Below are 25,585 nucleotides of genomic sequence, written 5' to 3' on the forward strand. Positions count from 1 at the left end.
TTCCGTGGTGCGCTGTTCAGCTGTTCAGCGGTGCCGGTTCAGCGGGCCCCGCATCAGCGGTGCTTGGTGGTGCGGCCGAGCACGGGCCCGGCGAGGGCGGTGAGGACGGCCGCCGCGGCCCCGCAGCCGAACAGCTGCAGGACGGTCGGGTCCGCACCGGTCAGCAGTCCGGCGCACTCGGCGCCCGCGGCTGCCAGACAGATGAGGGCGGTGCTCCAGCTGAACCCGAAGGCGTTCAGCAGCAGCGCCAGCCAGAGCGAGCCGCCCAGCAGCAGCAGCGCGCCGAGCTCCGGGACGCCCAGCGCCGGGGCGCCGGGCCAGAGCACGGTGGCGGCGGCGTCGAGGGCGGCCACGGTGGTGAGGTAGATGAAGAGGCAGCCGAGCAGCACACCGCCGGTGCGGCGGGCGAACTCGACCGGGGTGTGACTGGTGCGCAGCGCGGCCACGGCCATCGCCCGGTAGCGGAAGAGCAGCCACTCGGCGAGTCCGAGGCTCAGCGTCAGGGCGATCATGGCCGGCCCCGTCGGGCTGGTCGAGACGCCCTCGGCGCTGCCGGTGCGCACCGCCTGGTGCACGGTGACACCGAGTCCGGCGATCAGGGTCAGGGTGCCGACCGCGAGGCCGAACAGCAGGTGCGGGAGCTCCTTGAACAGCGGCAGCCGCAGCGGGACCGGTTCGGCCTCGGCGCGTCGGCAGCGCAGCAGCTCCCGGGCGGCGAGCCAGACCGCGAGGCCGAGCGAGGCCAGCAGCACCGCGGTGCGGACGACCTGCGGCACGTCGACGGCGAGCACGACCCCCGCGCCGACGGCCGACGGTGCCAGCGCCAGCAGCAGGAACTTCTCCCGGCCGAGCACCAGCAGCACGGTGGCCGCCGCGAGGTAGCCGGACTGTCCGGCGGCGAAGCACAGCGCGCCCAGCGGTCCGCCGACCACATAGCCGGCGACGGCCGCGGTCAGCGCGCCGAGCGGCGCCCCGATCGCCAGACAGGCCGCGGCCGACCGCCGCCGCCCCCGGCCCAGCCAGGCGTAGGAGCGGTGGGCCAGGGCCTGGTTCCAGGACCAGCTGACCAGGGTCGCGACGGACAGCGCGAGCATGCCCGAGGGCAGTCCGAAGCGCATCCGGTCGGCGGCGAAGAGGTTGGCGCCGAGCAGGTAGCCGAGGCCGGGCAGGGCGAACACCAGGCCGCGCACGACGCACCGCCAGGGGTCGGCCCGCCAGGGGTTGGCGAACTCGGCACTCGGTCCCGGGTAGCGGCGCTCGACCCGTTCGAACAGCTCCTCGGCGAGGGTGAAGGAATCGGGGCGGCCGTACAGCAGGGCCGCCTGCTCGTCGGAGAGGCCGTCCGACTCCAGGATGGCCGCGATCTCGTAGGGGTGGACCGCGTCCGCGCAGATGTCGCGCAGCCGCTCGGCGAGCTCGTCCAGCGGGTCGGCGGAGAGGTCGAGCTCCGGTGCCTGCGGGCGCTGGGGCGGCAGGGTCGGGCGGCGTCGCTTGAGCGGCAGGACCCGCAGCTGGACGGTCTCGTCGACCGCCTCGCCGGGAACCAGTCGCAGGGGCCCGCTCATGCGGTCACCTCGCGGTACGCGCGCTCGTCGATGATGATCCCGCTGTACCCGCTCATGCGGTCACCTCGCTGCGCTCCTGCTCGGTCGCCTGCTCCCAGTCCGGGTCCGGCGGGCCGTCGGTGACGGCGACCACGCCCTCGGGGAGCCAGCGGGCGGTGCCCAGCAGCTCGGTGTAGATGCCGCGGAAGCCGTCGATGTTCTGGCGGAGGGTGAACTGGTCGATCACCCGCAGCCGGGCCTGCTCGCCGAGCCGGGCCCGGCGCTCCGTGTCGCGCAGCAGCTCGATCGCGGCCGCGGCCATCGGCTCGGGCTCGCGCGGGGGGACGACCAGGCCGGTGTCGCCGACCGCCTCGCGCACACCGCCGACGTCGGTCGAGACGGTGGCGCGGCCGCAGGACATCGCTTCGATCAGGGTGAACGGGAAGCCCTCGCTGATCGAGGAGAGCATCACCACGTTCCCGGCCGCGTACGCGTCGGTGATGTCGGCGACCCGGCCCTCGAAGACCACCGAGTCCCCGGTGCCGAGTTCGGCGGCCAGCGCCTCGCACTTCTCGCGGTACGCCTCGCCGCCCTTGGGGGTGCCACCGAACAGCCGCAGCCGGGCGTCGGGTATCTCGCGCCGCACGATCGCGAACGCGCGTATCAGCGTTTCGAGGTCCTTGATCGGGTCGACCCGGCCGGCCCAGCTGAGCGTCGGGGTCTCCGGCTCGGGACCGGCGGGCGGGAAGGCCGCCGGGTCGACGCCGTTGTACACGGTGCGGATGTGCGTGGAGGGCGTGCCGCCGCGCTCCTCCCAGCGCCGGTTGTACCGGTTGCCGGGGGTGACCAGCGCGGCCCGTCGGTAGCTCTCCTCGGCGAGCATCCGGTAGAAGCCGAGCAGCAGTGCCTTGACCGGCCAGCGGTACGGGCCGGTGCGGTAGCCGAGGTAGCGCTCGCGCAGGTAGATGCCGTGCTCGGTCAGCAGAAACGGTACGCCGTACTGCTGGGAGGCGATCAGACCCGGCAGGGTGGCGAGGCCGCCGCTGGCGGCGTGCGCCACGCCGTCGCGCGGCGGCTCGACCGAGAGCGGCCGCAGGGCGTGCTCCAGCAGGTCGGTGGCGTTCAGCGCGTCGTGCATGGTGGGCCGGGAGACCGCGGTGGTGAGGTATTCGCGGGTCCACACGTGCTGCAGGGTGCGCAGGGCCCGCTCGCTGCGCAGCGCCGGGCTGAGCAGCCCGCGCCGGGCGAGGTCGGCGAAGCCGTACAGCTCGGTGCCGAAGTGGGTGGTGTAGACCGGGTCCAGGATGGAGTGCAGGAAGCGCTCGTACGCGTTGAGGAAGCGGCGCATCTCCTTGCCGCGCGGTGCCTTGCCCTCCGAGGCCGGGCCCCACAGCGGGGCTGTAGTGACCGACCGCACGTTGGCGGGCAGCTCCCAGGCCAGTGCTTCGTGTCCGGTACCGGTGACGGCGATGATGTCGAACTCGACGTCGGGCATGCCCTGTACGAGTTGGTCGCACCAGACACTCACACCGCCGTGCTGGTGCGGGTACGTCCCCTCGGTGAGCAGGGTGACGCGCATTCCTGTCCCCCCTCCTGTTCTTGCCTCAAGCTCCCGGCCGATTCGGCCGGTGGGTGGTGCCGGTGGCGGGCCGGGGGAGCCGACCCGCCACCGGGTTCACCTGTCTAGCGGGTGCCGGACGTACCGGCGGTCTTCTTGACGGGTTCGGCCTTCCCCCCGGAGGCCTTGCCGTGCTGTGCGGTGTCGCCCTTGCCGGCGGCCTTCCCGGTGGTACCGGTCGCCTTACCAGCAGTGGTACCAGGAGCGACGTTCTTGCCCGCCACCGGGGCCCCGCTACCGGGGACCAGGGTGGGCGCGTCGGTGCGGTCGGTGTCGCCCGGACCGGCCGGGACGGCGTCCGCGGTGCCCTGCGGGACGACCTTGGTGTCGGCCGGGGCCGGGGCCGCGACGGACTTGGCCGCGACCGACGGGCTGACGGGCGCCGGGGCGGCCGGCGCGGCCGGCAGCTGCAGCTGGACGGCGCTCTGAAGCTGGCCGGGCTTGACCCAGCCGGACAGCGAGCCCGCGTAGGCGGTGCCGAAGGCGGCGGTGCCGATCGCGAGCTGCTGGACCGTGCCGGTCGGCATGGTGGCCTGGACCTGGACGCCGGACGGGGCGCTGACCCGGACCGCGTTGCCGACGCGGTAGGCGGTGACCTGGCCGTTGCTGACGGCGCTGCTCCAGGCCGCGCGGCGCTGGAACTCCAGACCGAGGTCCTTCTGCGCCAGGTTCACGACCGGGGTGTTGTCGGCGTGCAGCGAGCGGTAGGTCGAGAGGACCTTCTCCAGCACCGGGTAGACGATCCGGTCCTCGGACAGGTTCGACTGGTGGATGAAGTGCGGCCGCGGGTCGTTGTTCAGCACGTGGCCGAGGTCGATCCGGGCCTCCAGCGGCACGATGTACGACTGGTAGCCGGTGTTCACGTCGAGCGGGGTCGGCAGGCAGGTGGAGTTGGCGTTGTTCTCGCAGACGCCGCTGCCGCCGTTGGCCGCGCTGGTGTAGATCCAGTTGTACTCGTCGGTCTCCTCCTTCGCCGTGGCGGCGTTGTAGAAGACGTTCATCGGGTACCGCGGGACGGTCAGCGCCGCGCCGACGGCCCGCTGGGCGGGCTCGCGGGAGGCGTCGCTGGCGGTCCACTTGACCCCGTTGGCGGCCAGCGACGGGGCCAGGTACGGGTTGTCGCTGGTCTCCTGCGGGGCGGTCAGCAGACCGGAGTGCTCGCCGGTGACGAGCTCGGACTTGTCCAGGGTCAGGCCCCGGGCGGTCGCCCAGTCGAGGTTGTTCTTGATCTGGGAGGTGATGGTGGCCTGGTCGACCCAGACGGTGCTGCCCGCGGCGTTCTTGGTGCACTTCCACGGGACCACCGAGACGTCCTGGAGGCAGCCCAGGTACGGGTGGGTGTAGGTGTGGTTGACCCACCGGTAGCTGGTCTGGTCGGCGATCATCTGGTCGACCACCGGGTCGGTGGTCGTCTCGTGGTCGGCCTTCCAGTCCTCGCTGCCACCGCCGTTGAACACCATGTCCATGGTGAAGTTGTGGTCCAGCTGCCACTGCTTGGCGAACTGCGCGTCGGCGACCGTCATCCGGATCGGGTTGGCCGTCTCCGGGGTGCCGGGCGGGCAGGTGACATCACCGGGGGTGCACTTCAGCACCGTGTCCCAGCGGTCGTCGGCCAGGAAGACGTCGTCGACGTGGGCCGCGAAGTAGTTGCGGTCGTAGCCGAGGTGGACGCCCTGGGTGATCCAGTCGACGATGCCCCGGGCCAGCAGCCGGTACTGCTGCTGGTACTGGTTGTAGACGAAGGTGACGACCAGTTCCTTGCGGCCGTCGTGGGCGTACTCGCCGACCAGCGAGCCCTTGGCGGTGCTGCCGGGTATCGGCACCTCGACCAGGGGGGTGAAGGTGGAGCCGGCGGGCAGGTCGGTCCTCGGAGTGGACAGGTAGCCGTAGCTCTCCGAGATGGCCGGGTCGTTGTCCTCGAAGGGTATGGTGCCCTTGAGGTACCCGAACGATCCGCCCAGGCCCGAGGCGGTGACCTGGCCCTGGAAGCCGTCCAGGGTGCCCATGTAACCCGGGTTGACCGCCCAGTTCAGGCCGACATCGGGGCGGGCGTAGGTGTAGGCGTCGACCTGACGGACACCGAACGCCGCCTCGTACGCGGCGATCGCGGCCGTCTCCGCGGAGCCGGCCGTGAACGGGTTGTCGTTCGGCAGGACGATGCCCTGGTACTTGCCGCGCGGCTGGCCGTTCAGCGTGTCGCTGAGGAAGGCCGTGTCGATCAGCGGACGGCCGGCGTCGTTGAGATCGACGAGCTTGTACGGGGTGCCCTGGCTCTTGAGCTCGGCCGCGATGGCGGCCGTGGCCGGACCGCCGTCGCTGATCACCAGCACGGTGAGGTCGATCCGGGGCGTAGTGGTGGCGGCGTGCGCGAGGGACGACTGCAGGCCGCCGGCCAGCAGAACGGCTGCCGCGCAGGCGGCAACTCTTCGGGTCGCTCGACCCATGTTGTCTTTCCTCCCCTGGGCAGGGCGCTCCGCTGCTCGCGTTCACCTGCCCTGTAGCTGTTCGAGGGCAGCAGGCTGCCCGCCGCCCATCCTGGTGGAACTTGCGTTCCTGGCGGGACCGAATGGGCAGGAGTGCAGCGAATCTGTTACCAACGTTCATGGTCGGGCCATGAGGGCGCTGATTGTGGCCGAAAACGTGCCGGCTGCGCAAATAATCAATTAAAAATTAAAGCCTGGAACCGAGCGTTACCGCTGCTCACCCATCGTGCGACCCGACGGATGAACCGGACCCTACACTGGCCGCGTTGCCCGTGACACTCTTGCACATCCTGCCGTTTTGATGGGCAGGTTCATGCAATATCGCTCACGGTTGTGCCATGTCACCGTCCGAATATCCAATGGGGGGCGCAGTGTGACCGATCGGCCGACCGGAGCCGCCCATTTCCCGGCCGCCCGCAGCCTGGGCCTGTTCGGTGCCGTGAACGCCCGCGACCTCGGCGGCTACCGCACGGCCGAGGGGCTGGTGCTCCGGGCCGGCGTCGCGCTGCGCAGCGACGGCCTGAACCGCCTCACCGACGAGGACCTCGGGCGGCTGGCGGGGCTGGGCCTGCGCCGGATCGTCGACCTGCGCAGTCGGGACGAGGTCCGCGAGGCCGGGGCGGACCGGACGGCCGACGGCATGACCCTGCATCACCTACCGGTTTTCGCGGTGGACTTCGACATCCAGGCGACCCTGCGCTCGGCGCTGGCCGAACGGGACCCGGCCGGGCAGCGCGCCCTGCTCGGGGACGGTCGCGCCGGGGCGATGATGACCGGCCTCTACCGGTGGTTCGTCACCGATTCCATTGCCCGCGAACAATTCGGCCGGGTGCTGAGGCTCCTGGCCGAACCGGGCGCCTCGCCGCTGCTCTTCCACTGCTCGCCCGGAAAGGACCGGACGGGGTGGACGGCGGCGGTACTGCTGACCGCGCTGGGCGTGGACCGGGAAACGGTGTTCACGGATTATCTGCTTACCAACGAGCGTTCCGCCGCCGTGGTCGGGACCGTCCTGGAGAGCCTGCGGGTCCGCGGTCTGATGAGCGAGCCGGAGCTGCTGCTTCCGGTCTTCCGGGCCGAGCGGCACTACCTGGAGGCGGCCTTCGCGGAGGTCGGGGCCGGCTGGCCGGACTTCGACGCGTTCTGGGCCGACGGCCTCGGTCTGGACGGGGGCGTGCTGGCGGGCCTGCGGGCCAATCTGCTGGAGCCCGGCGTGCACTCGGACCTCGCGGCCCCGGTGGGCGCGACGGCCCCCCGGACGGCCGCGGAGCCGCCCGTGGGCGCCGATGTGCCGGAGGCCTGAGCCGCCCCCGGCCCACTGCCCGCCGCGCGGGCCCGCTCAGCCCTCGGTGGTCAGGCCCGCGCGCAGCTGGGTGAGGGTCTTGGTGAGCAGTCGCGAGACGTGCATCTGGGAGATGCCGATCTCCTCGCCGATCTGGGACTGCGTCAGATTGCCGAAGAACCGCAGCATGATGATCCGGCGCTCGCGCGGCGGCAGCTTGGCCAGCAGCGGCTTGAGCGACTCCCGGTACTCCACGCCCTCCAGCGCGAGGTCCTCGTAGCCGAGCCGGTCGGCCAGCGGGCCCTCGCCGTCCTCGTCGCTCGGGCTGGAGTCCAGCGAGCTCGCGGTGTAGGCGTTCCCGACCGCCAGACCCTCGACCACGTCCTCCTCGCTGACGCCGAGGCAGGCGGCCAGCTCGGCGACGGTCGGGGAGCGGTCGAGCCGCTGGGCGAGCTCGTCGCCGGCCTTGGTGAGCGCCAGCCGCAGCTCCTGGAGCCGCCGGGGCACCCGCACCGACCAACTGGTGTCGCGGAAGAAGCGCTTGATCTCGCCGACCACCGTCGGCATCGCGAAGGTCGGGAACTCGACCCCGCGCTCCGGGTCGAAGCGGTCGATCGCCTTGATCAGGCCGATCGTGCCGACCTGGACGATGTCCTCCATCGGCTCGTTGCGGCTGCGGAACCGCGCCGAGGCGTAGCGGACCAGCGGCAGGTTGAGCTCGATGAGGGTGTCACGGACGTAGGTGTGCTCGGTGCTGCCCGGTTCGAGGGCACCCAGCCGCACGAACAGCGAGCGCGAGAGCGTCCGGGTGTCGAGCCCGGAGGCCGGCGCTCCGGTGCCCGGCGCGGCTCCGGTGTCCGCTGCGACTCCGGCGTCCGCCGCGGCCCCGGGGCCCGGCGGCGTCCCGACGTCCGGCGCCGTCCCGGAGTCCGGTGCGGTACCGGCCCGCTGGAGCGGGATCTGCGCGGCGGAGGCCGCTTCAGCGTGGATCTCCGCAGTGCCCAGGTCTCCGGACATGCACCCACCCCCTCGTGACTGACGGTCCAACGGGTGCCGCCGGGGGAACGTTCCCGTGCTCCCGGCCGGCCCTCTTCCCCCCTCCATACCGGCTCACGCTCCCCGGCAAACCCGAACGTCGCAAGATGTCACGCGGCGGTGACGCCCCGTTGTCGGGCCGTGACGCGGCGGGCCGGTCACTCGTCCCAGGAGTTGCCGGTCCTGAGCCTGGTCAGGATCCGGGACAGCAGCCGGGAGACGTGCATCTGGGACATCCCCAGCTCGGTGCTGATCTGCGACTGCGTCAGATTGGCGAAGAAGCGCAGCATGACGATCCGCCGCTCCCGCTCGGGCAGCTGGACCAGCAGGTGGCGGACCATGTCCCGGTGCTCGACCTCGGCCAGCGCGGAGTCCTCGTAGCCGAGCCGGTCGAGCAGGGCCAGGCCGCCCTCGTGCTCCTGGGCGGCCTCCAGGGAGGCCGCGTTGTAGGCCCGCCCGGCGTCCAGGCAGGCCCGGACGTCCTCCTCGGGGATGCGCAGGCTGGCGGCGATCTCCGGCACCTTGGGAGTCCGGCCGTGGGTCACGGTGAGCTCCTCCATCGCCCCGCTGACCTGCACCCAGAGCTCCTGGAGCCGGCGCGGGACGTGCATGGTGCGGACGTTGTCGCGGAAGTAGCGCTTGATCTCGCCGAGGATGGTCGGCAGCGCGTAGGTCGGGAACTGCACGCCCCGGCCGGGGTCGAAGCGGTCGATGGCGTTGATCAGCCCGATGGTGCCGACCTGGACGACGTCCTCCATCGGCTCGCTGCGGCTGCGGAAGCGTGTGGCGGCGTACCGGACCAGCGGGATGTTGACCTCGATCAGCGCGGCCCGGACCCGTTCCCGCTCGGGGGCTTCGGGGGGCAGCTCGGCCAGCCGCTCGAAGAGCACCCGGGTGAGGGTCCGGACATCGACGGTGGGACGTCCGCCGGGGCCGCGCAGGCCGTCCGGGCGGAGCTCTCCGGCCGGGCTGATCACGGTGGCGAGCACCTCGTCGTCCGGTGCGCTCCCTGGTGTCCGCACGGACACGTCACCCCTCCCAATGTTGACAACGGTGGGACCTGCGGACCGGGTGCCCTGTCTCGTTCCTCACCTCACCATGTCCGGCAAAACCGGTCATAGCATCACAAGGCGGGCGTGTGTCGGGCAAGTACCGCGCAGAGGTGTGTTGGTGCGGAGCCCGGTGCCGGGCGGTCCCGTCGGAGGGGTGGGCCGGGGACGGTTCCTGGACAGAGCAAGGCGCCCCGCCCGGGTGCCGGGCGGGGCGCCGAGGGCCGTCCGGGGGACGCGCCGGCCGGGGCCGGGGCGTCCGGAGAAGGGTCCGCCGGGGTCAGACCTCGATGTCGGCGATCACCCAGGTGGCGAACTCGCGCCACTGGGCGGCCGCGGCCTGGTGGGCCGGGTGGGTGAGGTACGCCTGGAGGGCCTCACGGTCCTCGACCAGGCTGTTGATGGCGTAGTCGTGGGCGATGTCGCGGTCGGTGGTGTTCCAGCCGCACTCCCACTCGCGCAGCTCGGGGACGACCGGGCCGAGCCCGGCGAAGGCCTCGGCGCCGGCGAGCGCGCGCTCGTCGTCCTTGCTGACGCCTTCGTTGAGCTTGAACAGGACCAGGTGGCGGATCACGGTGCCGCTCCTCGCGGACGGGGTCGGATGTCGGGCCCACCGTAGCCGGTGGGTCCCGGACTACTTCACCAGGCCGGTCATGAACGTGCCGATCGCCTTGGCGGCGTTGGAGATGCCTTCGAAGCCCAACTGCACCAGCTCGGCCGAGCGGGCCGGCGAGGTGATGATCGTGTAGAGCACGAAGATGAGCAGGAGGACCATTCCGATCTTCTTCGCCTGCGCCATCCGGTGACCTTCTTCCCTGCCGTGGGCCGCCGCCGTTCGGTCCCCGAGCGGCCCGTGCAACGGGCAGCTTATCCACCCGGACGGTCTATCAAGTGTGCGACGCGTTCACTCGGCGGGACGAAGGTCCCCGCGACAGGGGCCTTTCTCCGGGTGCCGCGGCCCGGCGCGGACGGCAGGATGGTTGATGTACCGAGGGATCTGGCAGGAATCACCGGTACATGGATCCGGAGCCCCCGCTGTGGGACCGGGCGCCGCGACTTCCCCCCCGACGCGGCTCCCGGTTGTGGGACTCCGCCCGGGGGAGCGGTCAGTCCCCCCGAGCCGCTCCCCCCTTCCAGGCTCCGTACTCGACAGGCGTTGGTGGTCATCGGCCGACGGGTACGGAGCCATTTTTCGTACCCGGACCCGGACCCGGACCGGACGCGTGCTCGCGTCCGGGTCCCCATCCGCGTCCGGGGAGGCCCCGCCCGTCCGCGGTGCGCGGGAACGCCGAGAGCCCGTCCGGATCTCCGGACGGGCTCTCGGTCTGGCTGGCGGTAGCGGTGGGATTCGAACCCACGGTGAAGTTGCCCCCACACACGCTTTCGAGGCGTGCTCCTTTGGCCGCTCGGACACGCTACCGAGGGGAACTCTACCGGACGGGTGGCGCGGGAACGAAATCCGTATCCGGGGGCGGTCGCGGGGGGCGGGTCAGCGCTGGGTGTCGAAGAAGGCGCGGAGCTGCGCGCCGCATTCGTCGGCGAGGACGCCCGGGATCACCTCGGGGCGGTGGTTGAGCCGCCGGTCGCGCATCACGTCGAAGAGCGAGCCGGCCGCGCCGGCCTTCTCGTCGAGGGCGCCGTAGACCACACGGTCGATCCGGGAGAGCACGATCGCGCCCGCGCACATGGTGCAGGGCTCCAGGGTGACGACCAGGGTGCAGCCGCTCAGCCGCCATTCGCCGACCCTGCGCGCGGCCTCGCGGACCGCGACCACCTCGGCGTGGCCGGTCGGGTCACCGACGGCCTCGCGCTCGTTGTGGCCCCGGCCGATGATCCCGCCGTCCGGGCCGAGGACGAGTGCCCCGACCGGGACGTCCCCGGTGGCCGGCGCCAGGGCGGCCTCGGCGATGGCGAGGCGCATCGGCGCCGCCCAGCGGTCGCGGACCGGATCGGGGCGGACGGGAGCGGGCAGCGGCGGGATCGGGCGGGCGGACTGCATGGCATCCAGTGTCGGGTATGTCGGGGGCCCGGTTGTCCGGGCGGTGGACACGGGGCGTTACCGGACGGCCTCCAGGACCTCGCCGCAGCCGAGCGCCTCGGCGATCTCCTCCAGGGCGTCACCGGGCACCGCGCCCTCGCCGCTGAGGGAGAGCAGGGCGTCCGCGGCGAGGCCGAACTCGGTCAGCAGGTGGGCGTCGCCGAGCGGGCCGACCGGGACCCCGTTGTGGCCCTCGCCGTCCTCGTCGTCCTGCTCCTCGGCCCCGGCCTCCTCCTCCAGCTCGGCGACCAGGTTGTCGAGGTCGCCGAACTCGCTCTCGCCGGCCTGGTCCACCAGTTCGTCGGTGAGTACCGAGCCGTAGGAGCTGCGGGCGGCGGCGGCGCCGTCCGACACGAAGATGCGCGGGTCCTCCTCGCCGTCCACCCGGACGATGGCGAACCAGGCGTCCTCCTGTTCGATGAAGACCAGGACGCTGTCGTCGTCCTGGGCCGCCCCGCGGGCCAGATCGGCCAGGTCGGCGAGGGTCTCGACGGAGTCCAGCTCCGTCTCGCTCACATCCCACCCGTCCTCGGAGCGAGCAAGCACTGCAGCGAAGTACGCCACCAGGAACACTCCCAAGATCTCGTCTCGGCTGTCGACACGCTCGGGCGGCGCGGAACTGGCCGCCCCCGCGCCAGAAGCGGCCCGCTGTTCGGACCGTCCCATCGGAATCGTGACAGAAAGCCAGGCTCTGCGGGGGGTGTTCTGCAGCGCGTCTTTGCAGGTCGTGTCGGAAGGGCTGGCCGCCGGACGGTGTACGGCGACCGGGTGGCAGCGGGACTGTGGAGAACCCGTGGAGAGGCCGTCAGATCCGGAAGGTTCGCATCCGCATCGCCTCGCGCATCCGGCGTTCCTTGGTGCGGCGGGGCTGGACCCGCTCGCGCAGTTCGCGGGCCTCGGTGAGTTCGCGCAGGAAGACAGCGCGGCGCCTGCGGCGCTCCGCCTCGGTCTCCGGACGGTCCGGGGGCGGGCCCGAGAGGCCGCCCGACGGGGTCGGGGCCCCGTCCGCCGAGCCGTTCCCGTGGTTCGGGTTGCTCGTCATAGGACCTGACTTTCCCAGATCGGCCGGGTTGATACCACAGGAGGCGGTTCCGTCCGGACATTCGCGGTGCGTCACCGCGCGTCACAGCAGAGTGAGCACCGGCCCGGGCGGCGCGCGGCGCGGCCTGGCACGGCGTGTCGTACGGGCGTCCGGGCGCGGGCTAACCTCGACGCATGCGGATCCACGTCGTCGACCACCCCCTGGTCGCCCACAAGCTCTCCACCCTGCGCGACGAGCGCACCGACTCGCCGACCTTCCGTCGCCTGACCGACGAGCTGGTGACCCTCCTCGCGTACGAGGCCACCCGGGACGTCCGCACCGAGGAGGTGGAGATCACCACCCCGGTGGCCGTCACCACCGGTACCCGACTGTCCTACCCGCGCCCGCTGGTGGTGCCGATCCTGCGCGCCGGCCTCGGCATGCTGGACGGCATGACCCGGCTGCTGCCGACCGCCGAGGTCGGCTTCCTGGGCATGGTGCGCAACGAGGAGACCCTGGAGGCCTCCACCTACGCCACCCGGATGCCGGACGACCTGTCCGGCCGCCAGGTGTACGTGCTCGACCCGATGCTGGCCACCGGCGGCACGCTGGTCGCGGCGATCCGGATGCTGATCGAGCGCGGCGCCACCGATGTCACCGCCGTGGTGCTGCTTGCCGCCCCGGAGGGCGTCGCGGTGATGGAGCGCGAGCTGTCCGGCCTGCCGGTCACCGTGGTCACCGCGGCCGTCGACGAGCGGCTGAACGAGAACGGCTACATCGTCCCGGGCCTCGGCGACGCCGGCGACCGGCTGTACGGCACGGCGGGCTGACCCCGTCCGGACACGGATACGGCGGAGGCCCCCGGTCCAGGACCGGGGGGCTCCGTCGTATCCGTGTCCGGGGTGGCCGGTCAGCAGCTGCCAGTGCTGCTCGGGGCGGGGACCGGCCGGGTGGCCAGGGCCAGCGCGGCGGCGGCCTGGGTGTCGTCGAGCAGGGTGTTGTAGCTGTCGCCGATGACGAAGTCCACGGTGCCGTCGGTCCGGGCGTCGGCGGTGCTGGTGGCACCGGCGATCACCGAGCCGACCAGGGTGGACGCCCCGGCGCCGGCCGGGCCGGCGACCACCTGGGCGGTGCCGGGCACCTTCTTGTCGAGCTCCGCCGGGGCGTTGCCGACCTTGCCGATGGTGAAGCCGCGCTTCTTGAGCTCCTCGGCGGTGCGGGCGGCCAGGCCCGCCTTGGCGGTCGCGTTGTAGACGTTCACGGTGACGGCCGCGGGCTGCGGGACCGCCGCGGGGTCGATCGGGGCGGCGGCCGTGCCGGGTACGGTCGGCGCCTCCGGGGTCGGGGCGGCCAGCGGCTTGCCGGAGGGGCCGGCGCAGGCCTGGGCGGAGGCGTTCTTGCCCTTGCCGCTGAAGATGTCCCAGAGCTGGACGCCGCCGAGGCCGATCAGTGCCAGCGCGAGCAGCGCGCCGAGCAGTGCGAACACCTTGCGGCTCTTCTTCGGTGGGCGGCCCAGCCGCGGATACGCGTTGCCGGTGATCCGGTACTGCTTCCCCTTCAGACCTTGGGGAGTCAACATGCTCACGGTTTGTCTCCCCCTCGTGCCGGGGCGGGGATCGGGTGAAGGTGGGACGCGGCGTCGCGGGAAGGCGATCGCGGCCGTAGTCAGCAGATTAGTGCCGTACTGCCGCGAAGGTACTAAACGATCATCATCCGGAGTACTCCGGGACCCGAATGGCGGCACCCCGGTACGAACGGACCGCCCCCCGGTACTGACCGGGGGGCGGTCCGACACGTGCGGCCTGGTGGACCGGCCCGGTGGTCATTCCATTTCGAGGACACGGGCGTGCAGCACCTGGCGCTGCTGGAGCGCGGCGCGGACCGCGCGGTGCAGTCCGTCCTCCAGGTACAGGTCCCCGTGCCACTTCACGACATGCGCGAAGAGGTCCCCGTAGAAGGTGGAGTCCTCCGCCAGGAGGGTCTCCAGATCCAGTTGTCCCTTGGTGGTCACCAGCTGGTCGAGTCGCACCGGGCGCGGGGCGACGTCCGCCCACTGGCGGGTGCTGGTACGGCCGTGATCCGGGTACGGCCGACCATTGCCGATGCGCTTGAAGATCACACGGAAAGCCTACCGTTTGGGCGGCGGATGGCCCAGCAGCCGTGGCGTCGCCACGCGCACCGGTGCGAGCTGCGGGCGGGGGATTGCGGCTGTTTCATGGGAAATGTCGTGTAGATCCCTCGGGATCGACGCCCGTTCCTCCGGCCCTCGGGGCCGCCGCACCGCCCGGGAGGGTGCCCGATGTCCGCTCTCGTTCCGTCCGCCGTCCGGGAGATCGCCGACGGGTACGCCTTCACCGGGCCCGCACTGGACCTCGGCGCGGTGCTGCTGGACGGCACCGCGTACGCCGAGGCCCCGGTGCGGGTGCCGCTCGCGGTGCTCAACCGGCACGGGCTGGTGGCGGGGGCCACCGGCACCGGCAAGACCAAGACCCTCCAGCTGATCGCCGAGCAGCTGTCCGCCCAGGGCGTGCCGGTGTTCCTCGCCGACATCAAGGGCGACGTGTCCGGGGTGGCCGCGCCCGGCGAGCCGGGGGAGCGGACCGCCGCCCGGGCCGCCGAGGTGGGCCAGGACTGGCAGCCGCGCGGCTGCCCGGCCGAGTTCTACGCGCTCGGCGGCCTGGGCAGCGGCATCCCGCTCCGGGCCACCGTGACCAGCTTCGGCCCGCTGCTGCTGTCCAAGGTGCTGGACCTGAACGAGACCCAGGAGTCCTCACTCGGCCTGGTCTTCCACTACGCCGACCGCAACGGCCTGGAGCTGTACGACCTGAAGGACCTCACGGCGGTCATCACCTTCCTCACCTCGCCGGAGGGCAAGGAGGAGCTGAAGGGCATCGGCGGGATCTCCGCCGCCACCGCCGGGGTGATCCTGCGCTCGCTCACCCTGCTGGAGAACGAGGGGGCGGGGGCGTTCTTCGGCGAACCGGAGTTCGACACCGCCGAGCTGCTGCGGACGGCGGACGGGGGCGCGGGCGTGGTCTCGGTGCTGGAACTGCCGGCGGTGCAGGACCGGCCGAGGCTGTTCTCGACCTTCCTGATGTGGCTGCTCGCCGACCTCTACCAGGAGCTGCCGGAGGTCGGGGACCTCGACCGGCCGAAGCTGGTGTTCTTCTTCGACGAGGCGCACCTGCTGTTCAAGGGCGCCTCCAAGGCCTTCCTGGAGGCGATCACCCAGACCGTCCGGCTGATCCGTTCGAAGGGGGTCGGGATCTTCTTCGTCACCCAGACGCCCAAGGACGTGCCGGCGGACGTGCTGGCGCAGTTGGGCAACCGGGTGCAGCACGCGCTGCGGGCGTTCACCCCGGACGACGCCAAGGCGCTGAAGGCGACCGTCTCGACCTTCCCGAAGTCGCCCGCCTACGACCTGGGGGAGGTACTGACCTCGCTCGGGACCGGTGAGGCGGTGATCACGGTGCTGTCCGAGAAGGGCGCGCCGACGCCGGTGGCGGCGACCAGGCTGCGGGCGCCGCAGTCGCTGATGGGGCCGATCGCGCCGGCGGCGCTGCAGGCCGCGGTGGACGGGTCGGCGCTGGCGGGGAAGTACCGGGACGCGATCGACCGGGAGTCGGCGTACGAGAAGCTGGCGGCGCGGGCGGCCCGGCCGGAGGCGGAGCCGGTGCCGGACCCGGCGCCTGCGGGCGGTGCGGAGCCCGCGCGCGAGCGGTCGCCGGGGCGGTCGTCGGAGCGGGCGGCGGAACGGACGCAGGAGGGCGGCGGCGGGCTGCTGGGGTCGCTGATGAGCAACCCGGCGCTCAAGTCCTTCGCCCGTTCCGCCGGGACGCAGCTCGGGCGGGAGATCTCCCGGAGCCTGTTCGGGACCTCGCGGCGGCGCCGTTGAGAGGCCGGTCGGGGTCGCCGGTGAAGGGTCGGCCGGGACCGTCGGTGGAGGCCCGGCCGGGGCCTCAGGCCAGCGCGGCGCCGATCCGGTCCAGCGAGGACAGCCGCATCAGGCCGTAGTGGTAGAACTCGACCTCCGGCACCCCCAGGTCGCGCAGCACGGCGATCTTGGCGGCGAGGTCGGCGGGGCCGTCGCAGTCCGAGGCCATCGGACGCAGGATCACCGCCATGTCCTGGGGGCGCACCCCGTGCAGGGCGAAGGCGGCGACCTTCTCGCGGACCGCCTCGGGGGTGCGGGCGTAGCCGAGGGTCTCGATCTGGTGGGCGGCCTTCGCCAGCCCCGGCAGGTCGATCCCGGACAGCCAGCCGGTGCCCGGGCCGCCGCCGTCCATGAAGCTCAGCCGCATGCCGTGGCGGGTCGCCTCCTCGGCGAGTTCGGCGGCCAGCGAGGTCACCGTCGCGGCCGAGGCGTCCACGTAGGCGGCGACCGCGCCGTCCGCCAGCTCGTCCAGCGCGGCCGGTTCGGCGGCCGCCGCTTCGTCGGCCAGCCGGCGGCGGACCTCGGCGCGGACCGTCGCGGCCACCTCCTCGGCGGGGACGCCCGCACGGACGGCGGCGGCCCGGCAGTGCGCGCAGAAGCAGAGCCCGAGCAGCGCCTCGGCGGCCGGGCCCAGCTCCTCGAAGTAGCGCTCGTGGTGGTAGCCGTGGCGCAGGCCGTGGAAGTGCAGCGACTCCGCCCGGATCGCGTCCACGCCGTACCGGGCCAGCTCGGTGACCAGGGTGCGGGCGTACTCGCGGACCTCCGGGTGGGCCGGGCACAGCTCGGTGAGGTGGCGGTCGCCGAAGGCGTTGGCGGGGGCGCAGTCCGGGTGTTCGAAGCCGAGCCGGTCGTTGTGGCAGAAGACCGTCCACGCGTGCAGCTTCAGGCCGCGCCGGCCGGCCTCCGCGGCGGCCTCGGCGAAGGGGTCGCGGTCGCCGATCGCGGTGGACGGCGCGGGCCGCAGCCGGCGGCCGGACCAGCGGGCCGGGTCGGGGCGGAAGTACGCCGCGCCCGGCTCCAGGTAGCGGATCACCCGGCGGGGGTTGTGCGGGAAGACGTCGCGGGCCTCGTGGTAGACCGAGGCGAGGGTGACACCGCCGACCCCGGCCCGGTCGGTGAGGTTGCCGAAGAAGGTGTCGGCGCCCTCGTCGAGGAGGTCGGTGGCGAAGGCGAGGACGGACGACTCCACGGTGCGGCTCCGGAGCAGGGGGCGGGTGCCCGCCCACGCTAACCGGCGGGGTGCGCAATGGTCTATACCTGGCTGCGACGGCGCGCCGTTTCGGCCGGTCGGAGCGGGTGCCGGGAGGGAAGCAGGGGGATGCCGAGGGGGATGCGGGGACGGGTGCCGGTAGCCGGGGCTCAGATGCCGAGGTCGTCGAGTTCCTTGAGCAGGGCGGAGGCCGGGCTGCCGGTCGCCGTGCCCGGGCCGGCCGCGGCGGGCGTCTCCGGGGACCGCCGGGGCCCTCGGTCGCGCAGCAGCCAGGCGCCGAGGAGCCCGCCGGCCAGTCCGCCCAGGTGGCCCAGCCAGCTGACTCCCTGGGCGCTCGGCAGCACGCCCAGCAGGAGGTAGGAGTAGAGCGCGGCGACGACCACGCCGATCACCGTGTCCACCAGGTTGCGGTCGAAGATCCCGCGCAGCACCACATAGCCGAAGTACCCGTAGACCACGCCGCTGGCGCCCGCCGTGACGGCCTCGGGGCGCTCGAACCACCAGACCGTCAGACCGCTGGACACCACGATCAGCGCGGTCGCGAGCAGGAAGCGCCTCATGCCCCGGTACGCGGCCAGGAAGCCGAACGCGAACAGCGGCCAGGAGTTGGCCTCGATGTGCTCCCAACCGAAGTGCAGGAACGGCATGGTGAGCAGGTCGGGCAGTTCGTCGAGCCGTCCCGAGCTCATGCCGTACTCGTAGGAGAGCCGGTAGTCGTCCAGCCAGTTCGCCACCTGGACCGCCCAGATGACGGCCAGCACGCCGAGCATCGTGAGGAGCGCGGCACGGGAGTCGCGGAGCAGTCGGGCGGATCGCGGAGCCATGTGCCCGACTGTAGGGCCGCGCCGGGCGGTTGGTCACCCTACTAAAGTGAATCCTGTCCGACGGCCCGCGTCCGGGCCCGGGCCTCCCCTTATCCCGCCGTGCCGAGAGGTGACCCTCCATGAGTGTGCGTCCGCCGCTGCCGTACGAATTCCTGCCGCAGGTGCCGTCCTTCGAGCTGACCAGCGAGGACATCGCCGAAGGCGGCACGCTGGCGCAGGAGTTCATCCACGCCGGGGGCAACCTTTCGCCGCAGCTGGCCTGGTCGGGCCTGCCGGAGGGCACCCGCTCGATCGCGGTCACCTGCTACGACCCGGACGCGCCGACCGGCTCCGGCTGGTGGCACTGGCTGGCGCTGAACCTGCCCGCCGACACGGCCGGCCTGGCGCGCGGCGCCGGTGCCTCCGACGGCGACCTGCCGGGCGAGCGCTCCTTCCACGGGCGCAACGACTTCCCGGGCAACCAGTACGACGGCGCGGCCCCGCCGCCCGGGCCCGTGCACCGCTACGCGTTCGCCGTGCACGCCCTCGACGTGGACGCCCTGGACGTCGCGGCCGAGACCCCGGCGGCCCAGATCGGCTTCCACATCACCTTCCACACCCTGGCGCGGGCCGTGCTCACCGCCGAGTTCGGGGTCTGAGGACCGGTCCCGACAGCAGTACCGTCGCCGCCCGCGCGACCCTGCGGGCGGCGGCGTCGTCGTCGTCGTCCGTTTCCGGGTCCGGTCGGGTCCCGTTGCCGTCCCGCCTCAGGCCGGGTCGGCCGCGCGCCCGGCGCGGTCGGCGATGGTGCGCAGGAGGGTCCGCAGCTCGGGCGGCGAGTGCACCTCGAACTCGCAGCCGACCATCAGCAGGCGCATCGCCAGCCATTCCAGGGAGTCGGTGCGGGAGCGCAGCCGGCAGCTGTGCTCGTCGACCGGTTCCACCTCGGTGTCGCCGTAGCCGCCCAGGCGGTGCCGGGCGTCCTCGGCGGGGAGTCGCAGGGTGGCGTCCAGGGTGTAGGCGGAGGACTGTCGGCGGAGCTTGCTCGCGACGTACGCGGCGGCGTCCTCGGCGGGGAGCGGGCGCGGGGTGAAGCGGGCGCCGGTGGCGAAGGGCTCGCTGACCCGGTCCACCCGGAACAGCCGCCAGTCGTCCCGGTCGAGGTCGAAACCGACCAGGTACCAGCGGCGGCCGGCCGAGACCAGGCGCTCCGGCTCGACCTGGCGGCGGGTCTCGGCGCCGTTGCCGGCCCGGTAGCCGAAGCGCAGGCGCTCGTGGTTGGCGACGGCGTTGGCCATCACGGTGAGGTCCTCCGGGTCGACGGTCGGGCCGTCGCCGCCGAGCAGCGGGAGGGTGGCCCGGTCGAGGGTGGAGACCCGGTGGCGCAGTCGGGAGGGCAGCACCTGGAGCAGTTTGCCGAGGGCGCGCACCGAGGCCTCCTCGATGCCGACCACGGCGTGTCCGGCGGCGGCGCGCAGGCCGACCGCGATCGCCACCGCCTCCTCGTCGTCCAGCAGCAGCGGTGGCATCGCGGTGCCCGCGACCAGCCGGTAGCCGCCGACCGGGCCCATCGCGGCCTCGACCGGGTAGCCGAGCTCGCGGAGCCGGTCGATGTCGCGGCGGATGGTGCGGGGACTGACCCGGAGCCGTTCGGCGAGCTCGCTGCCGGGCCACTCGCGCGGGGTCTGCAGCAGGGAGAGCAGGCTGAGGAGTCGTGCCGGGGTATCGGTCATGAGGTCCAGGGTGCCGGAAGTCGAGGCCAGGATCTGACCTACATGCTTCCTAATGTGGTCCACGTGCTGATGAGGAACGGCGACGAGGAGCGTGTGGTGCAGAAGGATTCGGGTTCGGGCGCGGCGACCGGACCGGTGACGGTGTCGGACCGGCGGAGGTGGATCGCACTGGCGATCGTGATGACCGCCTCCTTCATGGACCTGGTGGACGTCACGATCGTGAACATCGCGATCCCGAGCATCCAGGAGTCCACGGGAGCGTCGTTCTCCGCCGTGCAGTGGGTGACCGGCGGGTATGCGCTGGCCTTCGCGATCGGGCTGATCACCGGCGGCCGGCTGGGCGACATCCACGGCCGGAAGCGGCTCTTCCTGATCGGCATGGCCGGCTTCACCCTCGCCTCCGCGCTCTGCGGTCTCGCGAGCGGCCCCGAGGTGCTGGTCGCGATGCGGATCCTCCAGGGCGGGACGGCGGCGCTGATGGTGCCGCAGGTGCTGTCCATCGTCCACGCGACCTTCCCGGCGGAGGAGCGCGGCAAGGTGTTCGGCCTGTTCGGCGCGGTGGTCGGGCTGGGCGCGGTCAGCGGACCGCTGATCGGCGCGCTCCTGACGGAGTGGGACGTGCTCGGGCTCGGCTGGCGGCCGATCTTCCTGATCAACCTGCCGGTCGGGATCGCCGGTCTGGTGCTCGGCCGGATCTACATCGGCGAGTCGAAGGCCGAGAAGGCGCTCCGGCTGGACCTGCCGGGCGTGCTGCTGGCCAGTGCCGGACTGCTGATGCTGATCTACCCGCTGACCCACGGCCGGGAGGCCGGCTGGCCGCTCTGGGGACACCTGGTGATGGCCGGGAGCCTGCCGGTGTTCGCGCTGTTCGTCGCGTACGAGCGGGTCAAGACCCGGCGGGACGGCTCGCCGCTGGTGGAGCTGTCGCTGTTCCGGGTGAAGTCCTTCGCGGCGGGCATCGGCGTCCAGCTGACCTTCGGTGTGGTGTCCGGGATCTTCTTCCTGGTCTGGACCCTCTACATGCAGTTCGGCCTGGGCTGGAGCCCGTTGAAGGCCGGTGCGACCGGTATCCCGTTCTCGCTGGCGGTGTCGACGGCGGCCGGGGTCTCGGTGCAGCAGCTGGTGCCCAGGTTCGGGCGGAAGGTGCTCCAGGCGGGGGCCCTGGTGATGGCCGTCGGCGTGCTCGTCTACATCGCGGAGGCGCACCGGTACGGGACCGGCATCGCGCCCTGGCAGATGGCGCTGCCGCTGGTGGTGATGGGGGCCGGGATGGGCCTGATCGTCGCGCCGATCACCAACGCGGTGCTGGCGGAGGTCCCGCAGGAGCACGCCGGCTCGGCCTCCGGGCTGATCAACACGGTGAACCAGGTGGGCCTGGCGCTCGGCCTGGGGCTGGTGTCGGTGGCGTTCTTCGACGCGGTGCCGGCCGGGGCGGCGGCTGGCCCGGCGTTCGTGGGCGCGTTCCAGCACGCGATGTGGTGGGTGCTGGGGGTGCTCGCGGTGGTGTTCCTGCTGATGTTCGCGCTGCCCGGGAAGCAGTCGGCGCAGGCCGCTCCGGCCGCCGCCGGGGAGGCCGGGGAGGCCGGGGAGACCGAGCGGGAACTCGCCCTGGTCTAGGGGGCGTCCTGTGCCGAGGGGCCGGAGAGACGTTTCTCTCCGGCCCCTCTCGCACACCCGGCGCCCAGGCGTCCGGCTCCCGGTGCGGTCGGACGCTCAGGCGCGGACCCTGGTCCTCGCCCGGGCGTCCTTCGCCGCCTTCTCCTCCTTGGCGGCCAGCTTCAGTTCCTGCTTGGTGGCGCGCACCCGTTCCAGCGATTCGGGGCCGGTGATGTCCGCGACCGAGCGGAACGCCCCGTCCTCGCCGTACGCCCCGGCCGCCTCGCGCCAGCCCTCCGGCCGCACGCCGTACTGCTTGCCGAGCAGGGCGAGGAAGATCTGCGACTTCTGCTTCCCGAACCCCGGGAGGGCGTTGAGCCGGCTGAGGAGCTCCCGCCCGGTCGCCACGTCCTTCCAGAGCGCGGCGGCGTCCCCGTCGTACTGCGCCACCAGGAACTGGCAGAGCTGCTGCACCCGTTTGGCCATCGCCGCCGGGTACCGGTGCACCGCCGGCTTCTCGCAGAGGAGGGCGACGAACTCCTCCGGGTTGTACGTGGCGATCTCGTGCGCGTCCAGGTCCTCGTGCCCCAGCCGCCCGGCGATGGTGAGCGGTCCGGTGAACGCCCATTCCATGGGCACCTGCTGGTCCAGCAGCATCCCGACGAGCGCGGCGAGCGGGCTCCGCCCCAGCAGTTCGTCGGCCTCGGGCTGCTGCGCGAGCCGCACGGTGACGTTCATGGGCTGACCTCCTCGGAGCGTGGATTCGGGTCGCGCCCAGTCTGCCGGGCGGGCGCCGAGGGGGCCGCGTCAACACGCCATGACCAGCTGATTCCTTGGAAGCGCGGGTTGGTTCGTCGGCGGACTTCTGTGCGCCGGCGGCGCCGTCACTCCAGACCGAGGGTCAGATGGGGGTAACCGAGGCGGATCCGCTCCCCGAGCCCGGCCCCGGGCGCGAGGCCGAGGCCGCCGATGAACGCCTCCAGCCGGGCGGTCGCCCCGGCGACGGTGGCGGCCTCCCCCTTGAACTCGAACTCGACGAACTCGCCCAGCCCGGCGACGCGGTCGAAGGCCACCGCGATCCCGTCGACGTGCCACTCCTCGCGGGTCTTGTCCACGACCGTCAGCTCGGTGAAGTCGAGCGAGGCGAGCAGCCGCCGCACCGCCTCCGCGTCCCCCACCGTGCTCTCGTACTCGTCGCAGTGCGTCTTCACCGGCGAGGCGATCGGATGGAACCGCTTGAAGTTGACCGAAGCCGCACCGTCCTCGACCCGCACCCGCAGCCACTCGGAGACCACCTCCTGGCCGAGGAAGTCCCGGTGCGGCGCGTTGTAGTACGTGTCGACCTGCCGGGTCGGACTCCCCGGCCGCGCGCCGAGCGCGGCCAGCCGCTCCTTCAACCCGTCGGCCGGGCCGACGAGTCGGAACTTCTGCTCGACCTCGGTGTACTCCACGGCGGTGTGCCCCTGTCGGTTGTCGGATGCCGAACTCGCCATGGTGGGCGGCGTGGTGACGCCCTCGACCGGCGCGGTCCGAGCGTAGTGGGTCGGCAGGCGTCGGAAGGGTGGGGTGGAGCCGATCAGTCGTACGGGTGATCCATTTAATCGGGCGGGACTGGTCAGGTGTTCGACTGGATCGGCTCGAACTGGGCTATCTCATATGACTGTTCCGGTTCTCCGGCTGAGAGCGGTGGAGTCGGGTAATGCTGTGTCGGCCTCGTCGACGCGTCCAGAAAGGCTCGCCCGGTGTCCCAGCCGTTCGAACTGCCCTCCTTCTACGTGCCGCACCCGGCGCGGCTCAATCCGCATCTCGACGAGGCCCGGGCCCATTCCTCGGTGTGGGCCCGGGAGATGGGCATGCTGGAGGGGTCGGGCATCTGGACCCGGGCGGACCTGGACGCCCATGACTACGGGCTGCTCTGCGCCTACACCCACCCCGACGCGTCGGCCGAGGTGCTGTCGCTGGTCACCGACTGGTACGTGTGGGTGTTCTTCTTCGACGACCACTTCCTGGACGTCTTCAAGCGGACCAACGACCGGGTGGGCGGCAAGGCGTACCTGGACCGGCTGCCGCTGTTCATGCCGGCCGATCCGGCGGCGGAGATGCCCGAGCCCACCAACCCGGTCGAGGCCGGGTTGGCGGACCTCTGGCGGCGGACGGTGCCGGCGATGGGCGAGGACTGGCGGGTGCGGTTCGCCGAGAGCACCCGGAACCTGCTCAACGAGTCGCTCTGGGAGCTCGCGAACATCAACGCGGGCCGGGTCGCCAACCCGGTCGAGTACATCGAGATGCGCCGCAAGGTGGGCGGCGCGCCGTGGTCCGCCGGGCTGATCGAGTACGCGGCCGGGGCCGAGGTGCCGGCCGGGGTGTCGGGGTCGCGGCCACTGCGGGTGCTGATGGACGCCTTCTCGGACGGCGTCCACCTGCGCAACGACCTGTTCTCCTACCAGCGCGAGGTCGAGGACGAGGGCGAGCTCAGCAACGGCGTGCTGGTGCTGGAGAAGTTCCTGGAGTGCACGACGCAGGAGGCGGCGGACGCCGTCAACGGCCTGCTCACCTCGCGCCTCCAGCAGTTCGAGAACACCGTGGTGACGGAGCTGCCGCAGCTGTTCGCCGACACCGGGCTGGACGCGCACCAGCAGGCCCGGGTGCTGGCGTACGTCAAGGGGCTGCAGGACTGGCAGGCCGGCGGGCACGAGTGGCACATGCGGTCCAGCCGGTACATGAACGGCGGCGGCGCTGCGGCGGACGCGACCACCTGGTGGGACCCGTTCGCGATCGGAGGGGTCGGGACGTCGGCGCTGGACGTCCTGCGGTCCGGCGGGGCGCTGGGTGATCTGGCCGAGGAGCTGGGCTCGTTGAGCCGGAGCGGGCCGGTGACGCGGGACTGGGCGCCGACGGTCGGGGAGTCACCGGTGGCGGCCCTGCTCGGAGCGCTGCGGGGGGCCGGCGCCTCGCTGGAGTCGCCCGGGACCGGGCTGATCGGCGGCTCGCGCGGGGACGTCGAGCCGGGGGTGCGGCGGACGCGGACGCACGCGCATGTGCCCTTCCAGGCCGTCGGGCCGTCCCGACTGCCGGAGTTCCGGCTGCCGTTCACGGTCGAGCTGAACCCCTGCCTGGACGCCTCGCGGCTGCACGCGGTCGAGTGGGCGGGCCGGATGGGCCTGCTGGAGGCCCGGCCGGGGGACCCGACCGCGGGCGTCTGGAGCACGGCGGACGCGGCCGACTACGACCTCGCGCTCTGCGCGGCCGGCATCCACCCCGACGCCAGTGCCGACCAACTCGACCTCACCACCGACTGGTTGCTGTGGGGGACGTACGCCGACGACTGGTTCCCGCGGGCTTTCGGCCGGACCGGCGACCTGGCCGGGGCCAAGGCGGTGCGCGAGCGGTACCTGCTGCTCATGCCGGTGGACGGGGAACCGGGCGCGGAGCCGCTGAACGCGCTGGAGCGCGCGCTGGCCGACCTCTGGGCGCGGACCGCCGGCCCGATGGCGCCCGAGGCGCGGGGGAAGTTCCGCACGGCCGTCGACACCATGGTGGAGAGCTGGATCTGGGAGCTCAACAACCAGGTCCAGAACCGGATCCCGGACCCGGTCGACTACCTGGAGATGCGCCGCGCCACCTTCGGCTCCGACCTCACCATGGCCCTGTCCCGGTTGGCGCACGGGAAGGTCGTGCCGGACGGCGTCTACGCGAGCGGTCCGATGCGGTCGCTGGAGAACGCGTCCGCCGACTACGCGGCGCTGATGAACGACCTCCACTCGTACCAGAAGGAGGTGGAGTTCGAGGGCGAGGTGCACAACGCCGTCCTGGTGGTGCAGAACTTCTTCGACTGCGACTACCCGGCGGCGGTGCGGATCGTCGACGACCTGATGCACTCGCGGCTCGACCAGTTCCGGCACGTGGCGGTCGAGGAGTTCCCGGTGATGTTCGAGGACTTCGGGCTGGACGGGCCGGCCCGGGCGACGCTCGCCGGGTACGTGAAGGAGCTGGAGAACTGGCTCGCCGGGATCCTGATCTGGCACCGGGACTGCCGCCGGTACCGGGAGGAGGACCTGCTGCGGCACTTCGGGCAGGACGCGGCCGTGCCGGTGGCGGAGGCGGCGGTGGAGTCGGCCGGTGCCGCGGTGGGCGCGCTGCTGGTGGGGCCGACCGGGCTCGGGACTTCGGCGGCCTCGGTGGCGGGCGCCTTCGGCCGGGTCGCGGTCGGGTCCTGAGGAGGCCGGCGGCCGGGGAGGCCGC

General features: G+C 72.5%; 23 protein-coding genes and 1 tRNA gene. 6 read left to right on the plus strand and 18 right to left on the minus strand.

Annotated elements, in window-relative coordinates:
- Nucleotides 1–53: 53 nt before the first annotated feature.
- From OG715_RS23055 to OG715_RS23065, 3 genes are all read right to left on the minus strand, one after another.
- Complete coding sequence (locus OG715_RS23055; RefSeq protein ID WP_266270750.1) at nucleotides 54–1,565, minus strand: hypothetical protein; 1,512 nt, start codon at nucleotides 1,563–1,565, stop codon at nucleotides 54–56.
- Between the two features lie 52 nt (nucleotides 1,566–1,617).
- Nucleotides 1,618–3,123, minus strand: coding sequence for a GT4 family glycosyltransferase PelF (pelF, locus tag OG715_RS23060; RefSeq protein ID WP_266270751.1), 1,506 nt, complete (start codon nucleotides 3,121–3,123; stop codon nucleotides 1,618–1,620).
- 104 nt (nucleotides 3,124–3,227) lie between these two features.
- Nucleotides 3,228–5,606, minus strand: coding sequence for a type IV pilus biogenesis protein PilM (locus tag OG715_RS23065; protein WP_266270753.1), 2,379 nt, complete (start codon nucleotides 5,604–5,606; stop codon nucleotides 3,228–3,230).
- A gap of 412 nt (nucleotides 5,607–6,018) precedes the next feature.
- On the opposite strand from OG715_RS23065, the gene OG715_RS23070 reads away from it, so the two are divergent.
- A complete protein-coding gene (locus OG715_RS23070) occupies nucleotides 6,019–6,945 on the plus strand; it encodes a tyrosine-protein phosphatase (RefSeq protein ID WP_266270754.1) in 927 nt (308 codons plus the stop codon).
- Nucleotides 6,946–6,981: 36 nt separating this feature from the next.
- Here OG715_RS23070 and OG715_RS23075 read toward each other — a convergent pair whose 3' ends face one another.
- The 8 genes from OG715_RS23075 to OG715_RS23110 all read right to left on the minus strand — a co-directional run bounded on the left by OG715_RS23075 (nucleotide 6,982) and on the right by OG715_RS23110 (nucleotide 12,088).
- Nucleotides 6,982–7,941 (minus strand): RNA polymerase sigma factor SigF, encoded by a 960-nt coding sequence (locus OG715_RS23075; RefSeq protein ID WP_266270755.1) that lies wholly within the window; start codon nucleotides 7,939–7,941, stop codon nucleotides 6,982–6,984.
- Nucleotides 7,942–8,117: 176 nt separating this feature from the next.
- Entirely contained in the window at nucleotides 8,118–8,987 is an 870-nt protein-coding gene (locus OG715_RS23080; RefSeq protein ID WP_380391018.1) for an RNA polymerase sigma factor SigF, read from the minus strand.
- A gap of 301 nt (nucleotides 8,988–9,288) precedes the next feature.
- On the minus strand, nucleotides 9,289–9,582 hold the full coding sequence (locus OG715_RS23085; RefSeq protein ID WP_030304383.1) for a Dabb family protein: 294 nt from the start codon (nucleotides 9,580–9,582) through the stop codon (nucleotides 9,289–9,291).
- 60 nt (nucleotides 9,583–9,642) lie between these two features.
- Entirely contained in the window at nucleotides 9,643–9,783 is a 141-nt protein-coding gene (locus OG715_RS23090; protein WP_266271863.1) for a hypothetical protein, read from the minus strand.
- A gap of 555 nt (nucleotides 9,784–10,338) precedes the next feature.
- Nucleotides 10,339–10,428, minus strand: a tRNA-Ser gene (locus OG715_RS23095).
- 69 nt (nucleotides 10,429–10,497) lie between these two features.
- Entirely contained in the window at nucleotides 10,498–11,007 is a 510-nt protein-coding gene (gene tadA / locus OG715_RS23100; RefSeq protein ID WP_266270756.1) for a tRNA adenosine(34) deaminase TadA, read from the minus strand.
- A gap of 57 nt (nucleotides 11,008–11,064) precedes the next feature.
- Nucleotides 11,065–11,610 (minus strand): tRNA adenosine deaminase-associated protein, encoded by a 546-nt coding sequence (locus OG715_RS23105; RefSeq protein ID WP_266270757.1) that lies wholly within the window; start codon nucleotides 11,608–11,610, stop codon nucleotides 11,065–11,067.
- A 241-nt stretch (nucleotides 11,611–11,851) separates the two neighbouring features.
- The gene (locus tag OG715_RS23110; protein WP_266270758.1) at nucleotides 11,852–12,088 is read right to left on the minus strand and encodes a hypothetical protein; all 237 of its coding nucleotides are present in this window, start codon (nucleotides 12,086–12,088) and stop codon (nucleotides 11,852–11,854) included.
- A 173-nt stretch (nucleotides 12,089–12,261) separates the two neighbouring features.
- Between OG715_RS23110 and upp the strand changes: the two genes are divergently transcribed.
- The gene (gene upp / locus OG715_RS23115; RefSeq protein ID WP_030392574.1) at nucleotides 12,262–12,897 is read left to right on the plus strand and encodes a uracil phosphoribosyltransferase; all 636 of its coding nucleotides are present in this window, start codon (nucleotides 12,262–12,264) and stop codon (nucleotides 12,895–12,897) included.
- A gap of 80 nt (nucleotides 12,898–12,977) precedes the next feature.
- Here upp and OG715_RS23120 read toward each other — a convergent pair whose 3' ends face one another.
- Together OG715_RS23120 and OG715_RS23125 are read right to left on the minus strand one after the other, a co-directional pair.
- On the minus strand, nucleotides 12,978–13,646 hold the full coding sequence (locus OG715_RS23120) for a LytR C-terminal domain-containing protein (protein ID WP_266271795.1): 669 nt from the start codon (nucleotides 13,644–13,646) through the stop codon (nucleotides 12,978–12,980).
- Nucleotides 13,647–13,889: 243 nt separating this feature from the next.
- On the minus strand, nucleotides 13,890–14,186 hold the full coding sequence (locus tag OG715_RS23125) for a type II toxin-antitoxin system VapB family antitoxin (RefSeq protein WP_030061387.1): 297 nt from the start codon (nucleotides 14,184–14,186) through the stop codon (nucleotides 13,890–13,892).
- Between the two features lie 180 nt (nucleotides 14,187–14,366).
- On the opposite strand from OG715_RS23125, the gene OG715_RS23130 reads away from it, so the two are divergent.
- On the plus strand, nucleotides 14,367–15,962 hold the full coding sequence (locus OG715_RS23130; protein WP_266270759.1) for a helicase HerA-like domain-containing protein: 1,596 nt from the start codon (nucleotides 14,367–14,369) through the stop codon (nucleotides 15,960–15,962).
- A 64-nt stretch (nucleotides 15,963–16,026) separates the two neighbouring features.
- Here the strand turns inward: OG715_RS23130 and OG715_RS23135 are convergent, their stop codons facing one another.
- Together OG715_RS23135 and OG715_RS23140 are read right to left on the minus strand one after the other, a co-directional pair.
- On the minus strand, nucleotides 16,027–17,190 hold the full coding sequence (locus OG715_RS23135) for a hypothetical protein (protein WP_266270760.1): 1,164 nt from the start codon (nucleotides 17,188–17,190) through the stop codon (nucleotides 16,027–16,029).
- Between the two features lie 170 nt (nucleotides 17,191–17,360).
- The gene (locus tag OG715_RS23140; protein ID WP_266270761.1) at nucleotides 17,361–18,035 is read right to left on the minus strand and encodes a rhomboid family intramembrane serine protease; all 675 of its coding nucleotides are present in this window, start codon (nucleotides 18,033–18,035) and stop codon (nucleotides 17,361–17,363) included.
- 119 nt (nucleotides 18,036–18,154) lie between these two features.
- Between OG715_RS23140 and OG715_RS23145 the strand changes: the two genes are divergently transcribed.
- Complete coding sequence (locus OG715_RS23145; protein ID WP_266270762.1) at nucleotides 18,155–18,673, plus strand: YbhB/YbcL family Raf kinase inhibitor-like protein; 519 nt, start codon at nucleotides 18,155–18,157, stop codon at nucleotides 18,671–18,673.
- Nucleotides 18,674–18,781: 108 nt separating this feature from the next.
- Here OG715_RS23145 and OG715_RS23150 read toward each other — a convergent pair whose 3' ends face one another.
- Nucleotides 18,782–19,747 carry a helix-turn-helix transcriptional regulator gene (locus tag OG715_RS23150; protein ID WP_266270764.1) on the minus strand — a complete coding sequence of 322 codons (966 nt, stop codon included), beginning with the start codon at nucleotides 19,745–19,747 and terminating at the stop codon, nucleotides 18,782–18,784.
- A gap of 180 nt (nucleotides 19,748–19,927) precedes the next feature.
- On the opposite strand from OG715_RS23150, the gene OG715_RS23155 reads away from it, so the two are divergent.
- Entirely contained in the window at nucleotides 19,928–21,364 is a 1,437-nt protein-coding gene (locus OG715_RS23155) for an MFS transporter (RefSeq protein ID WP_266271796.1), read from the plus strand.
- Nucleotides 21,365–21,460: 96 nt separating this feature from the next.
- On the opposite strand, the gene OG715_RS23160 is transcribed toward OG715_RS23155, so the two are convergent.
- Together OG715_RS23160 and cyaB are read right to left on the minus strand one after the other, a co-directional pair.
- Nucleotides 21,461–22,081 (minus strand): HhH-GPD-type base excision DNA repair protein, encoded by a 621-nt coding sequence (locus OG715_RS23160; RefSeq protein WP_266270765.1) that lies wholly within the window; start codon nucleotides 22,079–22,081, stop codon nucleotides 21,461–21,463.
- A gap of 146 nt (nucleotides 22,082–22,227) precedes the next feature.
- Nucleotides 22,228–22,836: a class IV adenylate cyclase gene (gene cyaB / locus OG715_RS23165; RefSeq protein WP_266270766.1), complete on the minus strand. Its 609-nt coding sequence runs from the start codon at nucleotides 22,834–22,836 to the stop codon at nucleotides 22,228–22,230.
- Between the two features lie 249 nt (nucleotides 22,837–23,085).
- Here cyaB and OG715_RS23170 point away from each other — a divergent pair, with 249 nt between their 5' ends.
- Nucleotides 23,086–25,560 (plus strand): terpene synthase family protein, encoded by a 2,475-nt coding sequence (locus OG715_RS23170; protein WP_266270767.1) that lies wholly within the window; start codon nucleotides 23,086–23,088, stop codon nucleotides 25,558–25,560.
- The last annotated feature ends 25 nt before the right edge of the window (nucleotides 25,561–25,585 follow it).

The sequence above is a fragment of the Kitasatospora purpeofusca genome (genome assembly GCF_036010405.1).
GTDB lineage: Bacteria > Actinomycetota > Actinomycetes > Streptomycetales > Streptomycetaceae > Kitasatospora > Kitasatospora purpeofusca.

Excerpts from the sequence above, each read along its gene's own strand:
- OG715_RS23055 (WP_266270750.1), bottom strand. The coding sequence starts at position 1,565 with ATGAGCGGGCCCCTGCGACTGGTTCCCGGCGAGGCGGTCGACGAGACC.
- pelF (WP_266270751.1), bottom strand. The coding sequence starts at position 3,123 with ATGCGCGTCACCCTGCTCACCGAGGGGACGTACCCGCACCAGCACGGC.
- OG715_RS23065 (WP_266270753.1), bottom strand. The coding sequence starts at position 5,606 with ATGGGTCGAGCGACCCGAAGAGTTGCCGCCTGCGCGGCAGCCGTTCTG.
- OG715_RS23075 (WP_266270755.1), bottom strand. The coding sequence starts at position 7,941 with ATGTCCGGAGACCTGGGCACTGCGGAGATCCACGCTGAAGCGGCCTCC.
- OG715_RS23090 (WP_266271863.1), bottom strand. The coding sequence starts at position 9,783 with ATGGTCCTCCTGCTCATCTTCGTGCTCTACACGATCATCACCTCGCCG.
- tadA (WP_266270756.1), bottom strand. The coding sequence starts at position 11,007 with ATGCAGTCCGCCCGCCCGATCCCGCCGCTGCCCGCTCCCGTCCGCCCC.
- OG715_RS23110 (WP_266270758.1), bottom strand. The coding sequence starts at position 12,088 with ATGACGAGCAACCCGAACCACGGGAACGGCTCGGCGGACGGGGCCCCG.
- upp (WP_030392574.1), top strand. The coding sequence starts at position 12,262 with ATGCGGATCCACGTCGTCGACCACCCCCTGGTCGCCCACAAGCTCTCC.
- OG715_RS23120 (WP_266271795.1), bottom strand. The coding sequence starts at position 13,646 with ATGTTGACTCCCCAAGGTCTGAAGGGGAAGCAGTACCGGATCACCGGC.
- OG715_RS23130 (WP_266270759.1), top strand. The coding sequence starts at position 14,367 with ATGTCCGCTCTCGTTCCGTCCGCCGTCCGGGAGATCGCCGACGGGTAC.
- OG715_RS23140 (WP_266270761.1), bottom strand. The coding sequence starts at position 18,035 with ATGGCTCCGCGATCCGCCCGACTGCTCCGCGACTCCCGTGCCGCGCTC.
- OG715_RS23145 (WP_266270762.1), top strand. The coding sequence starts at position 18,155 with ATGAGTGTGCGTCCGCCGCTGCCGTACGAATTCCTGCCGCAGGTGCCG.
- OG715_RS23150 (WP_266270764.1), bottom strand. The coding sequence starts at position 19,747 with ATGACCGATACCCCGGCACGACTCCTCAGCCTGCTCTCCCTGCTGCAG.
- OG715_RS23155 (WP_266271796.1), top strand. The coding sequence starts at position 19,928 with ATGACCGCCTCCTTCATGGACCTGGTGGACGTCACGATCGTGAACATC.
- OG715_RS23160 (WP_266270765.1), bottom strand. The coding sequence starts at position 22,081 with ATGAACGTCACCGTGCGGCTCGCGCAGCAGCCCGAGGCCGACGAACTG.
- cyaB (WP_266270766.1), bottom strand. The coding sequence starts at position 22,836 with ATGGCGAGTTCGGCATCCGACAACCGACAGGGGCACACCGCCGTGGAG.